14 protein-coding genes are annotated in these 13,475 nt (G+C 41.1%); 6 read left to right on the forward strand and 8 right to left on the reverse strand.

The genetic code is table 11. From position 1 onward, the window contains the following. Positions 1-12 precede the first annotated feature (12 nt). Positions 13-276: a DUF4834 family protein gene (locus P162_RS16960; RefSeq protein ID WP_031429119.1), complete on the reverse strand. Its 264-nt coding sequence runs from the start codon at positions 274-276 to the stop codon at positions 13-15. Between the two features lie 181 nt (positions 277-457). Between P162_RS16960 and P162_RS16965 the strand changes: the two genes are divergently transcribed. Together P162_RS16965 and P162_RS16970 are read left to right on the forward strand one after the other, a co-directional pair. After that, positions 458-1,345 carry a transporter gene (locus P162_RS16965; RefSeq protein WP_051908140.1) on the forward strand — a complete coding sequence of 296 codons (888 nt, stop codon included), beginning with the start codon at positions 458-460 and terminating at the stop codon, positions 1,343-1,345. A 29-nt stretch (positions 1,346-1,374) separates the two neighbouring features. Next, positions 1,375-2,505 carry a GNAT family N-acetyltransferase gene (locus tag P162_RS16970; RefSeq protein WP_031429122.1) on the forward strand — a complete coding sequence of 377 codons (1,131 nt, stop codon included), beginning with the start codon at positions 1,375-1,377 and terminating at the stop codon, positions 2,503-2,505. Positions 2,506-2,537: 32 nt separating this feature from the next. On the opposite strand, the gene P162_RS16975 is transcribed toward P162_RS16970, so the two are convergent. The 6 genes from P162_RS16975 to P162_RS16995 form a co-directional block, all read right to left on the reverse strand. Then, positions 2,538-3,452 carry a ribonuclease Z gene (locus tag P162_RS16975; protein WP_031429123.1) on the reverse strand — a complete coding sequence of 305 codons (915 nt, stop codon included), beginning with the start codon at positions 3,450-3,452 and terminating at the stop codon, positions 2,538-2,540. 80 nt (positions 3,453-3,532) lie between these two features. Continuing rightward, a complete protein-coding gene (locus P162_RS16980) occupies positions 3,533-3,868 on the reverse strand; it encodes a hypothetical protein (RefSeq protein WP_031429124.1) in 336 nt (111 codons plus the stop codon). Then, a complete protein-coding gene (locus tag P162_RS16985) occupies positions 3,855-4,796 on the reverse strand; it encodes an aspartate carbamoyltransferase catalytic subunit (RefSeq protein ID WP_031429125.1) in 942 nt (313 codons plus the stop codon). The genes P162_RS16980 and P162_RS16985 overlap by 14 nt, the downstream gene beginning before the upstream one ends. 124 nt (positions 4,797-4,920) lie before the next feature. Then, positions 4,921-5,466 (reverse strand): bifunctional pyr operon transcriptional regulator/uracil phosphoribosyltransferase PyrR, encoded by a 546-nt coding sequence (gene pyrR, locus P162_RS16990; protein WP_031429127.1) that lies wholly within the window; start codon positions 5,464-5,466, stop codon positions 4,921-4,923. 132 nt (positions 5,467-5,598) lie between these two features. Next, positions 5,599-5,745, reverse strand: a complete 147-nt coding sequence (locus P162_RS17780) for a hypothetical protein (RefSeq protein WP_164076279.1) — start codon at positions 5,743-5,745, stop codon at positions 5,599-5,601. Between the two features lie 40 nt (positions 5,746-5,785). Next, positions 5,786-6,484, reverse strand: a complete 699-nt coding sequence (locus P162_RS16995) for a DUF4294 domain-containing protein (RefSeq protein WP_031429131.1) — start codon at positions 6,482-6,484, stop codon at positions 5,786-5,788. A gap of 105 nt (positions 6,485-6,589) precedes the next feature. On the opposite strand from P162_RS16995, the gene P162_RS17000 reads away from it, so the two are divergent. Continuing rightward, on the forward strand, positions 6,590-7,675 hold the full coding sequence (locus P162_RS17000) for a M42 family metallopeptidase (protein ID WP_031429132.1): 1,086 nt from the start codon (positions 6,590-6,592) through the stop codon (positions 7,673-7,675). A gap of 74 nt (positions 7,676-7,749) precedes the next feature. On the opposite strand, the gene msrB is transcribed toward P162_RS17000, so the two are convergent. Beyond that, positions 7,750-8,298: a peptide-methionine (R)-S-oxide reductase MsrB gene (gene msrB / locus P162_RS17005; RefSeq protein ID WP_035917597.1), complete on the reverse strand. Its 549-nt coding sequence runs from the start codon at positions 8,296-8,298 to the stop codon at positions 7,750-7,752. A gap of 215 nt (positions 8,299-8,513) precedes the next feature. Here msrB and P162_RS17010 point away from each other — a divergent pair, with 215 nt between their 5' ends. From P162_RS17010 to P162_RS17020, 3 genes are all read left to right on the forward strand, one after another. Further along, entirely contained in the window at positions 8,514-9,590 is a 1,077-nt protein-coding gene (locus tag P162_RS17010; protein WP_031429135.1) for a DNA topoisomerase IB, read from the forward strand. Between the two features lie 205 nt (positions 9,591-9,795). Next, complete coding sequence (uvrA, locus tag P162_RS17015; RefSeq protein WP_081868485.1) at positions 9,796-12,687, forward strand: excinuclease ABC subunit UvrA; 2,892 nt, start codon at positions 9,796-9,798, stop codon at positions 12,685-12,687. A 16-nt stretch (positions 12,688-12,703) separates the two neighbouring features. Beyond that, positions 12,704-13,393, forward strand: a complete 690-nt coding sequence (locus P162_RS17020; protein WP_031429138.1) for a TIGR00730 family Rossman fold protein — start codon at positions 12,704-12,706, stop codon at positions 13,391-13,393. The last annotated feature ends 82 nt before the right edge of the window (positions 13,394-13,475 follow it).

Raw genomic sequence — 13,475 nt, forward strand, 5'->3', positions numbered from 1 at the left:
AAAACCCGAAAATTAGTCAATTTCTTCGTAATCGATATATTCACCCACGTTTTTCTTGACCTTGTGCTCGTTTTGGGATTTATTTAAAATCGTGGTAGTGCCTTCAGGCTGTTTGGGTCTGGCCTGACCACTAAACTTACCAGCCATATCCTGAAATTTTTCACCGGCCTTTCTGGTCAGATATTTAAATAAATAGGGTTTTGAAAATCTCCATATAATACGTACCGCAAAAAAGACAAGCAGTACGATTAAAATAGTCTTGATAAAATCCATCATTAAAAACACACGTTTAGAGCGGTAAAATTAATATATAGGGACTGGTTATAGCCTAAAAAAATAATAAAATGCTTTTTATGCCCAGGCACGCGATGCCACAAGGATATATTTAGGCTATGTTTTATTTTTACAGTATGTTTGTCTGATGCCCAGTTGGAACATTTTTAAACCATAAATTTTCATGTTTTTTAAATCCTTTTTGCCAGTAATTACGGCGCTGCTCAGCGTTCATTTACTTTCGGCGCAATATACCGAGACCATAAATTCTAACCGACCGGGACAAAGTCAGGGTGCGTTTTCTGTAGGTACCGGTGTTTATCAGGCAGAACTGGGTGGTTTTTACAATGATGAATCGCATAGTCTTCGGTTTACCGAAACCACGGGTATGGGCGTTGATTTTGCACTAAGGGGTGGGTTCTGGAGAGAGCAGTTTGAAGTCAATATTAGTGGAACGTACCTCTATGAAGAGATCACACCTACCGCTGGTAACGCCGCGACTTATGACCAGAGCGGATTTCCAATTCTTACGGGAGGTATAAAATATCTGGTTTACGATCCTTATAAAAACGCGAAGGACGAGGTAAATTTATATAGTTATCATGCCAATAACAGGTTTAAGTGGAGATCTTTGATACCCGCTGTTTCCCTTTATGGAGGTGCCAACTATATTTACGGAAGTGACAATCCTTTTGTACCGAGCTCTCAAACCGGGCTTACCCCAAAAGCGATTGTTATAACACAACACAACTGGGGCCCATTTGTATGGGTCAATAACTTTATTGCAGATCAGTTTTTAACTGATTATCCCACTTATGCCTGGATCACAACGTTGACACACTCCTTCAATGAACGTATTGCCGCATTCGCGGAATATCAAATGTTGAACAGCGATATTTATGCAGATGACCTTTTTCGTTTTGGTGGTGCTTATTTATTGACCAAGGATTTGCAGATAGATGTCAACGCGCTGGTCAATTTTAAAGACACCCCGCAACGTTTGCAAGTGGGATTAGGTATTTCTTACCGTCTGGATAAACATCTGGTTGATGAGCAAATACCCGTTGAATAAATAATTTTTTAAGTAAGCGAATTAAGATCATGATTACCATTAAAGAGATGACGTCTAAAAGGGACATGAAAGCTTTTGTAAAGTTTCCCTTTAGGCTATATGAAAATGAGGAGCACTGGGTGCCACCGCTTACTAATGATGAGCTTGAAAGCATGGATAGGGAAAAGAACCCTGTATTTAGGAATGCCCGGGCATGGTTTTTTCTTGCGTATCAAGATAACAAAGAAGTTGGTAGAATCGCTGTCATTATCAACGATATTGAAGTCAATGATCAGCAAAAGCCGAAAGTCCGTTTTGGGTGGTTTGATGTTGTGGATGATATTGAAGTTACTAAAGCACTACTAAAAAAAGTGGAAGAAATAGGTAAGTCTGAAAACCTGGAATGGATGGAAGGTCCTGTAGGTTTTAGTAATATGGAGCGTGCCGGTATGCTCATTCAGGGATTTGAATATCTCAACACCATGATTACTTCATACAACTATCCCTATTATCAGGAGCATTTTGAAAAGCTTGGCTTTGAAAAAGCATCAGAATGGGTCGAATTTAAAATTAAGATTCCACCCGCTTCAGAATCCCGACAGAAGGTCGAAAAATTCGCGCAGATCATTAAAGAACGCTATAAACTCAGCGTTATACATTTTTCAAAAAGTAAGGATATTATCCCTTTTGTGGATGACATGTTTGGCCTGTTGAACAAAACCTATAACAATCTGAGCACTTTTGTTCCCATCCAACAGTATCAAATTGATCATTACAAAGAGAAATACATAAAGTTCATCAATCCCAACTATATTAAGTGTATCGAGGACGCAGATGGTAAACTCATTGCTTTTTCGGTAATTATGCCATCTTTTAACGAAGCGCTGAAAAAAGCCAATGGCAGTCTTTTTCCTTTCGGATTTTATCATTTGTTAAAAGCACGCACTAAAAATGACAAGGCAGCTTTTTACCTCATAGGGATTGATCCTGAATATCAGAATAAAGGACTTACCGCCCTCATTTTTAAAGAAATGCAGGATCTTTTCAACAAAAATGGCATTCTTGAAGTGGAAACCAATCCAGAACTGGAAGAAAACAAGGCCATTCAGCAATTGTGGAAAAACTACGATCACGAACTGCACAAACGCAGACGCACGTATAAAAAAGATTTGAGTATCTAATCGTATTTCGGGGAATATTAAAAAAGAAGCTCTTAATCCATTTCAAAGTTGAACACTTTGCCGTCATCGGCCAGCTCAACATTGTCAAAGATTTCTTTGGCTTCATCGCCAAAAAGATTTAAATCGGGATATCTAGTGGAATAATGGCCTAAAATAAGCGTTTTTACCCCTGCTTCAAGCGCCATTTGTCCTGCTTGTTTAGCGGTAGAATGTCCTGTAGGACCAGCAAGTTCAGCATGTTTTTCAATAAAGGTCGCCTCGTGGTAAAGCACGGTGACCCCTTTTAATTGCGGTATATTATCGGGTTTGTAAATGGTGTCACTGCAAAACGCATAACTCATGGTAGGATCTGGGTCAAAGGTGAGTTCTTCATTCGGCACTACCCTCCCATCTTCCAGCGTTACATCTTTACCGGCCTTAATCATTTTGTAATACGCCAGATCAATTCCCAATTTTTGCACGGCATTTATGTTCAGCTTGCGTTCTTTGGGTTTTTCCCGAAATAAAAATCCATTTGCGTAAATACGATGCTTTAAGGGAATAGTATCCACGGTTAATTTATCGTCTTCATAAATACGTACGGGTACTTTTTCCTCCAGTTCGTGAAAATAAAGCGGATAATTGGTCCAGCTGTTGGAAAGTTTCAATTGTAAAGTAATGGCTTCCTTGATACCTTTAGGACCGTAAACATGAAGTTCATTCTGCCTGTTGAGCAATCTAAAAGTTGCTATAAGTCCCACCAGACCAAAAAAGTGATCCCCGTGCAAATGGGAAATAAACACATGTTTTATTTTAGAAAATTTGATTTTATTGCGCCGCAATTCTACCTGTGTACCCTCGCCGCAGTCTATGAGAAAAAGTTCATTTCTCATTTCGAGCACCTGTGATGTAGGATTTGTAAAAGAACGTGGTGTGGCGGCGTAACAGCCCAATATTGTGAGCTTCATCGTATATATTTAATCGGGATCATTTGTTGAATTTAGTCTAAAATTGCCTAAAAATAGGTTCAAAATGAGTGATTTTTGGCTCAAAAACCGAGATCTCGTTGAATTTCTTCAAGGTCTATAACATCTTTTGCTTCTTCTAAAGTAGGTACCACCATAATTTCTTCAGGAACATGCTCAATACCCACGGCTTTATTTACAAGTACAAATGACTTTTTTGCCGCCCGTTGTTTATTTGATAGAATCAAAAAGGAAAGCAACTCTTCAAGGGTCATCGTCTCATATTTTAGAAGATCAATGACCAGATTATCTTTTTTGTAGGCTTTAGGTACAATGAACTCCAGAAAAGAAGCAAACTGCTTCAAATCATCTTCATCATCTCCCAGTATGGTAAAATTCTCTCTTTTATCTACTTGCATTGTGTTTAATCTTTGAAGCCAGTAAATATATAACAGCCATTCTGACCGCGACTCCGTTTTCTACTTGATTTAAAATGATGGCCTGTTCAGAATCTGCCACATCACTGGTAATTTCAACCCCTCTGTTTATGGGTCCCGGGTGCATGATGACTATTTTCTTGTCAAGATTATCCAGTATTTCTTTATTAAGGCCATATTGCTGTGTGTATTCCCGTGTTGACGGAAAATAACTGATATCCATTCGCTCGTTCTGCACACGAAGCATATTGGCGACGTCGCACCATTGCAGCGCTTTTTGCAGGTTGAGTTCTACAGTTACACCCAGCGATTCAATATATCGTGGCATCAACGTTTTGGGTCCGCACACTTTAACTTCCGCGCCAAGCATACGTAGCGCAAAAATATTGGAAAGCGCTACCCTACTATGCAAAATGTCACCCACGATAAGTACTTTTTTTCCGCCCACATCGCCCAGTTGCCTCCGTATGGAATAACAATCCAGCAATGCCTGCGTGGGATGCTCGTGTGCCCCATCACCGGCATTGATAATACTTGCTTTGATATTTTTTGAAAGGAAAACCCCGGCCCCGGGATTGGGATGGCGCATGACCACCATATCCACTTTCATGGCCAGGATGTTGTTTACGGTATCTATAAGCGTTTCCCCTTTTTTTACAGAAGATGCCGCAGCTGAGAAATTGATCACATCTGCACTAAGCCGTTTTTCGGCGAGTTCAAAGGAAAGCTTGGTACGCGTACTGTTCTCAAAAAAAAGATTGGCGATGGTGATATCCCGAAGCGACGGTACCTTTTTAATAGGTCTGTTGATGACTTCTTTAAAATGATCTGCCGTCTCAAAGATCAGATCAATATCTGCCTTTGTTATATACTTTATACCCAATAAGTGGTTTACACTTAATTCGCTCATTGCTCTGTTTATATTCCTGTTTTATGGCCTAAAACTGCCATTTCAGTCTATTTTCAGTTTTCAATCAAAAAAACTGTATTTGAACTCTCTAGTGAAACTAATTTGAACCCCTAAAAACTACTTCTTAATCTTCATTCTTTACCAGATATACAACATCTTCCCCGCCATTATCCGTCCAGCTTACTTTTACTTTTTCCCCTGGGATCGCATCTACCTGCCTCCCTCTATAATTGGGCTGAATAGGCAAATGCCGACTGAACCTACGGTCTATTAGTGTCAATAATTCTACTTCACTGGGCCTACCAAAACTTTGTATTGCGGTTAAGGCCGCGTTGATGCTGCGACCCGTATAGAGTACGTCATCTATAAAAACGACTTTCTTGTCTTCAACGATGAAATCTATCTTCGTTGAATTGGCTCCCAATGTTTTCTCACCACGACGAAAATCGTCCCTGAAAAAAGTAATATCCAGATAGCCCAACTTGATTTCTGGCACCTCATAACTTTCCTCCAGCAGTTTTTTAATGCGCTCTGCCAGAAAAATGCCACGCGGCTGCAGTCCTATAAGGGCTGTATTTTTAAAATCGGTGTGGTTTTCAATAAGTTGACAGGCGAGTCTATTGAGGATAATGTGGATTTCTTTTGCGCTAAGCAATACTTTCTGACTCATAAGTAGGGTTGCTGTCGTCGTTCTACGACCGTAAAGATAGGGATTTTTTTAAATTAGACCATCAGGTTTTTCCATCCTCTTTACAGGTAAAAGCGAAATAGAAAGGAGAAAAAACTGAATTTTCTGAGCGTCCTACTCCTCGTCTTTCTTCTTTCCGAAGAAATTAAAACCTAAAGGGATGGCAAGGAACAAAAAAAGAAATTTACCTGTTACCAGACCAATGATCGTAATCACGGCAAGCACTACCATAAGCCATTTCGAATTCAAGAAATTTCTCAAAATAAAGGTTGTTTTTGATCAAATTTTCGGTTAAAATTGGTCACTTTTTGACCCCTACAGTAGATTTTGCGGCGTCCCATTTGCTCATAAGTTCGAGGAAATTGTATTTCCCCGCGGGCTCCTGCCGTTCCAGTATTCCTGCCTGAAAAGAGCGCTGCAGGATGTCTTCAATCAGATAATCTTCTTCCACGTTTATGGGATCAAACTCCTGTTTCATGCTAATGTCAAAAAGACTGGCGGTGGTATTGAGCCAGAACGCCTTCCAGCCACTTCGGTATTCTTTGACCAGGTCAAAAGTGGTTATACCGGTCTGCCGGTGAATGAGTTTTACCAGAATCTGCCCTTCGGTTCGACTTAGTTTTTTAAGCTGTTCCCCGAATTCATCCTGAACGTAACGCTGTATGATACGCGTATATTTGCGGCGCTGGCTGTTGCTTGACATACTGTCAAGCCGCTCGTTGAGCTCCAGAAAACGATCTGCGGCGAGCTTTGCGTAGGGATACACTTTTCGGGTTTTTCTGCGAAGGATCAAATACTTGCGCCTATCCAGCTGATTCTTGAATTTCAGTCTGTTAAAAATAAAGACTTCGGCCAGTGGGATTGCGTCTGTAAGCGTGCTGTCATTATCCATGAAATAATACTCCACCTGCGTGGAATCTATAATATTTTCAGGAGGGATCTGGGCAAAAAGGGTTCCTGCGGTACTTAAAACCAAAAATAGGATCAATCTGTTCACCATTTTTTAAATAGGGGTTGTGCGAAAACTGTTCCAAAAGTAAGGAATAGCCCTATAACGTTCATTATTTGACTTTAATATTCTTAAATTAGCGCAAAATGAATTTTTATGACTGAAAGCATATTGAATGAAGACTCTCTGGATTTTTTAGAGAGATACTTAAACAACGCCGCACCTACCGGTTACGAGTGGGACGGACAAAAATTATGGATGGATTACCTGCGTCCCTACGTGGATGAATTCATCACAGATACCTACGGCACCGCGGTGGGCGTGATCAATCCCCAGGCAAAATATAAAGTAGTTATTGAAGGCCATGCGGATGAAATCTCCTGGTATGTCAATTATATTACAGACAATGGCCTTATTTATGTCATACGCAATGGCGGAAGCGATCATCAGATCGCGCCTTCAAAAATGGTAAATATTCATACCAAAGAGGGTATCGTAAAAGGCGTTTTTGGCTGGCCGGCAATCCACACCCGTGATAAAAGCGATGAAAAAGCACCAAAACCTGACAATATATTCATTGATATAGGTGCAAAGGACAAAGATGAAGTTGAAAAAATGGGCGTGCACGTAGGTTGCGTAATCACCTATCCTGATACCTTTACCATTCTCAACAAAGATAAATTTGTATGTCGCGCCCTTGATAACCGAATGGGCGGATTTATGATTGCCGAAGTTGCGCGTTTGCTCAAAGAAAACAACAACGAACTTGATTTTGGACTGTACGTGGTCAATTCCGTACAGGAAGAAATTGGTCTGCGCGGTGCGGAAATGATCACGCACACGATCAAACCAAATGCTGCCATCATAACCGATGTTACGCACGATACGACCACGCCCATGATCGAGAAAAAGACCACTGGTCTTGCCGAAATAGGAAAAGGCCCGGTGATAACTTACGCCCCTGCCGTGCAACAGCGCTTTAGGGATCTTATCATTGACGCGGCCCAGGAAAAGAACATACCTTTTCAACGTGCGGCCAGCAGCCGTGCAACGGGAACAGATACAGACGCTTTTGCCTACAGCAATGGCGGCGTTCCTTCTGCACTTATAAGTTTACCGTTGCGCTACATGCACACCACGGTAGAAATGGTACATCGCGAAGATGTGGAAAATGTGATACGCCTTATTTACGAAAGCGTTCTTAAAATAGAAAACGGACAAAAATTCAGTTATTTTGACTAATTAATGTCGGTTTTGACAAAAAAAATCCCGCTCTGCTCAACGGCAAAGCGGGATTTTTTATGCTTTGAAAATTCTTACTTCGTCTCTTCTTCATCCGCCGGGACAAATTTCATCGCGGCAGAATTAATGCAGTAACGCAAACCGGTAGGCTCTGGCCCATCATTGAACACGTGGCCCAGATGCAATCCAGTGGATTTTTCGATCACTTCGTCACGGGACATGCCCAGGCTATTATCTTTCACCCAAATCACCGAGCCGTCTTTAATAGGCTTTGAAAATGCGGGCCAACCACTGCCAGAATCAAATTTATCTTCAGAACTAAAAAGAGGCTCGCCAGTTGCTGCGCTTACGTAGGTTCCTTTTTTGTGATTGTCAAAATAAGGATTTTTAAAAGGAGGTTCCGTTCCTTTTTCTACCATGATATTATATTCTGTGTCCGTCAGTTTTTCTTTCCAGACCTTGTCAGGCTCTGCTTCCGGAAAATCTTTGTCCATTGTGGCCATTTTATCGCCTTCCGTCATGGCCTCACCATTTTTCTCAGGTTTATCCTGACAGGAAACCTGACTTAGGCCTAAAAATGTGGCCATTGCCATTATTGTAAAACTTTGTTTTATCGTTCTCATAATATGATTTTTGTCTTCAATTCAGTAAAAACTAAGTTCTTTGTATGTCGTTTGAAAACTATTGTACTTTCAGCAGAAAACCGCTAAATTCCCGTTAAAATCGGCTTAAAACAGTCCATATTTTAGCTTAAAACAAAGTTTTCTTTCAAAATTTCTGAAACTTATTTCACATTTCGTTATTAGAAAAGAATCCCCTTTGCCTATAATTTTGAATTATGACAATTTCTGAAAAAAATCTTGAGAATCTATTACATAATCCAGAAGCTGCGGCAACCTTTGCTGATTTGATCTATGTAACGGAAGAACACCTCACCATTGCCCGCAAACGTAATAAGGATGGTTTTACCTATGACAGGGATGGCAAAGCCATTAAGACCAAAAAGATTCTTAAACGAATTGATGAACTTGTCATACCCCCGGCATGGGAAGAAGTGCTTATAGCCGAACCAGAAAATGGTCATTTACAGGCGGTGGGCCGTGATGATAAGAGCAGGAAAGTCTATCTCTATCATGCCAACTGGAGCAAATTGCGCAATGAGACCAAGTTCTTTAAAATGGCCGCATTTGCAAATATTCTTCCTCAGATAAGAAAGCAGGTGGATGCTGATCTGGATGAAAAAGAAATGACCCAGCGCAAAGTACTTGCCCTGGTCATACGGCTTATGGAAGAAACCCATATACGTATAGGTAATGAGAGTTATGCCCGCAATAACAAAACCTATGGCCTTTCTACCCTGCGCAACCGTCATGTAAAAACGACCTCAAAAAATATGGTCTTTAAATTTGTGGGGAAGAAAAGTGTGGAGCATGAAGTTTCCATTGATGATAAAAGACTTGTGGAACTGGTCAATCAATGTGAGGAAATCCCGGGTTGGGAGCTTTTTCAATATTATGATGAAGATGGTACAAAACACCGCATAGACAGCGGGATGGTAAATGATTATATTCACGATATAAGCGGCGATCTTTTTTCGGCAAAAGATTTTAGGACCTGGGCGGCGACTGTTATTTTCTTTGAAAAAATGCGGGAGCTAGGTTATATAGAAGAAGAAAAGCAGAACGCTAAAAACCTGCTTATTGGTTACGATGCGGCTTCAGAAGGTTTGGGAAATACGCGCGATGTGGTACGCAATTATTATGTACATCCACACATAGTTAAAAGTTATGAAACTGGCGACATCGTCCCTTATTTTGAAAAAGCCGAAAAGTTAAAGGCTTCAAAGGCAGAGCGCTTCTCCCCTAGTGAAAAAGTCATAACAGAAATGCTAGGTAAATATGAGGTGAATTTCTAAAAACCTGTCTCTTAAAAAACTTTAATTACTTCTTCCCCCATATAATTCTCTTTTATAACACTACATTTTCTCCTTCAGACTTTTAAAGTACCTTTGCAACCTTAAAATTTAGGTTGAAGAATTGTAGGAACTTTAATTTGAAAAGGATAACCTAATTTTTAAGATCCCAAAAACTTTGGGAACACAACACACGAGTTTCACAACAATGGCAGAAACACAAGAATACATTGAGGTTTACGGCGCACGCGCGCACAACCTTAAAAATATAGATGTTAATATACCACGGGAAAAACTGGTCGTAATCACCGGATTATCTGGAAGTGGTAAAAGTTCGCTGGCTTTTGATACGATTTACGCGGAGGGTCAACGGCGTTATATAGAGACATTTTCAGCCTATGCACGGCAATTTCTGGGCGGTCTGGAACGTCCTGATGTAGATAAAATTCAGGGTTTGTCACCGGTTATTGCCATTGAGCAAAAAACGACCAGTAAAAGTCCGCGGTCTACCGTTGGAACCATTACCGAAATTTATGATTTCCTGCGGCTCCTTTTTGCCCGTGCCAGCGATGCGTATAGCTACGTGACCGGGGAGAAAATGGTTAGTTATAGCGACGAGCAAATCAAAGATCTTATCCTTTCGGAATTCAATAATAAACGCATCAATATTCTGGCCCCGGTGATACGAAGCCGGAAAGGACATTACCGCGAACTTTTTGAGCAGATTGCCAAACAGGGATTTGTAAAGGTTCGTGCTGATGGCGAGATCCTCGACCTTAAAAAGGGCATGAAACTCGACCGTTATAAAACACACGAGATCGAGATTGTGATAGACCGCCTGCAGGTAACTGACAGTACCGATATGAATAAGCGGCTGCTGGAAACCATCAATACGGCGATGTATCATGGGGAAGATGTACTTATGGTGCTGGATCAGGACAGTGGCGAGGCGCGTTATTTTAGCCGGAATTTGATGTGCCCTACTTCTGGGATTTCTTATCCCAATCCAGAACCAAACAACTTTTCCTTCAACTCTCCAAAAGGGGCCTGCCCCAAATGTAATGGAATAGGGGAATTGTATGTGGTCAACCCTGATAAAATCATCCCAGATCGCAAAAAATCGATCAAATCCGGAGGTCTTGCACCGCATGGACCGCAAAAAAGCAATTGGATCTTTAAACAACTGGAGATCATTGCGCAGCGCTACAATTTCAAACTTACCGATGCCATTAACAAGATCCCAAAAGAGGGGCTTGATATGATCATGAACGGTGGTAATGAAAAATTTGACCATGAGTCAAAAAGTCTGGGAATCACACGCAATTTAAAAATCGATTTTGAAGGTGTCGCACCTTTTATAGAAAGTACATTTCATAATAATGATTCGGCGAGTTTGCGCAGATGGGCAAAAGCGTACATGGATAAAATTATATGTCCAGAATGTGAAGGCGCCCGACTTACAAAAGAGTCGCTTTATTTCCGCATAAGCGAAAAAAGTATTGCAGACCTGGCCATGATGGATATCAACCAACTTGCCGCCTGGTTTGAAAATCTTACGCCGCAACTTAGCGAAAAGCAGATCGCTATTGCTTCAGAAATATTAAAAGAGATCAATACCCGCATCCAGTTTCTTATTGATGTGGGGCTGACGTATTTGTCACTCCACCGCAGTTCAAAATCACTTTCTGGCGGGGAAGCACAGCGTATACGGCTGGCCACGCAGATAGGTTCACAGTTGGTAGGCGTCCTTTATATTCTTGACGAACCCAGTATTGGCCTGCATCAGCGGGACAATGATCGTTTGATACGATCCCTGGAAGCACTACGGGATATTGGTAATTCGGTAATCGTGGTGGAGCATGATAAAGACATGATCTTAAAGGCAGATCATGTTATAGACATAGGTCCCAGAGCTGGTAAACACGGCGGCGAGATTATAAGTCAGGGAACGCCTGCAGATCTGGAACATCAGAATACGCTTACCGCACAGTACTTAAATGGTCAAAAAGGGATTTTAATTCCGGCGGAACGCCGAAAAGGAAACGGTAAGGAAATCATTCTTAAAGGCGCCACGGGAAACAACCTGAAAAAAGTGGATCTCAAGATTCCATTGGGAAAAATGATTTTGGTCACTGGTGTTTCCGGTAGCGGTAAATCTACCCTGATCAATGAGACCCTCTACCCTATCATGAATGCCCATTATTTTAATGGGGTAAAAAAACCAAAACCCTATAAAAGTATCAAAGGGCTTGATGAATGTGATAAGGTCATTGATATCAATCAAACCCCTATAGGCCGAACACCGCGCTCCAATCCTGCCACTTATACCGGTGTTTTTAGCGAAATACGCAGTTTATTTGCCAAAATTCCAGAATCGCTCATTCGCGGTTACAAACCCGGTCGTTTCAGCTTTAACGTGAAAGGCGGTCGTTGCGAAACCTGTCGTGGTGGCGGTTTGCGGGTTATAGAAATGAATTTCCTACCTGACGTTTACGTGGAATGTGAAACCTGCCAGGGAAAAAGATTTAACAGGGAAACACTTGAAATTCGATATAAAGGTAAGTCCATTGCTGATGTGCTGGAAATGACCATCAATGAAGCGGTTGAATTTTTTGAGCCCATCCCTAAGATTTACCGAAAGGTAAAAACCATAAAAGATGTTGGTTTAGGTTATATTTCCCTCGGGCAGCAGTCTACGACACTTTCCGGTGGCGAGGCGCAGCGCATTAAACTGGCAACAGAACTTTCCAAACGGGATACAGGAAATACTTTTTACATTCTTGATGAACCCACGACCGGTCTTCATTTTGAAGATATCAGGGTATTGCTGGAAGTTCTGGATAAATTAGTGAACAAAGGAAATACCGTTCTTATCATAGAACACAATATGGATGTTATTAAAGTTGCAGACCATATTATAGACATAGGCCCTGAAGGCGGAAACGCTGGTGGCGAAATTGTAGCACAGGGAACTCCGGAAGAATTGGTGAAAGCCAATAAAGGCTACACTGCTACGTTCTTAAAAGACGAACTTGCAGCTTCAAAACCCAGAACAAAGATTAAAAAAACAAAGAAAAAGGCTAAAAAACAGCCTAAATAACCCCAAAAATGACATTATGAGGATTGAAAATCAACCAAAAGGTTGGAACGAAAATAAAACAAACGACTCCTGGGCCATATTTAAAATCATGGGCGAGTTTGTCAATGGTTTTGAAAAGTTGAGCCGTATAGGGCCGTGTGTATCTATTTTTGGAAGTGCGCGTACCAAGCCTGATCACAAACTTTACAAACTGGCTTCTTCCATCGCTCAGAAGATTGTAGATAATGGTTATGGCGTTATCACTGGTGGTGGTCCCGGAATTATGGAGGCTGCCAATAAAGGCGCTCACCTGGCGGGTGGAACTTCCGTGGGACTTAATATTGACCTTCCTTTTGAGCAACATGACAACCCGTATATAGACAGCGATAAAAGTATCAATTTTGACTACTTTTTTGTGCGTAAGGTGATGTTCGTAAAATATTCTCAGGGTTTTGTGGTTATGCCGGGAGGTTTTGGAACACTTGACGAACTTTTTGAAGCCATAACACTTATTCAAACCCACAAAATTGACAAATTTCCGATTATTTTGGTGGGGCGTGAATTCTGGCAGGATTTGATGGGATGGATCAGGAAGACGCTTCTGGAAGGATATTCTAATATAAGTGACCTTGATGTGGATCTCATACATCTGGTGGATACCGAAGACGAAGTTCTTGAAGTTCTTAATAATTTTTATGCGGAATATAACCTAAGCCCCAACTTCTAACGTAACGTAAAACCAAACAACATGGTTTTACGTTACGTTATTTAGTTGGCAAGCAACTATGAGCTATTCTTGTAATAGCTTC

This window comes from Flavimarina sp. Hel_I_48 (assembly GCF_000733945.1).
In the GTDB taxonomy this organism is placed as follows: Bacteria; Bacteroidota; Bacteroidia; order Flavobacteriales; family Flavobacteriaceae; genus Leeuwenhoekiella.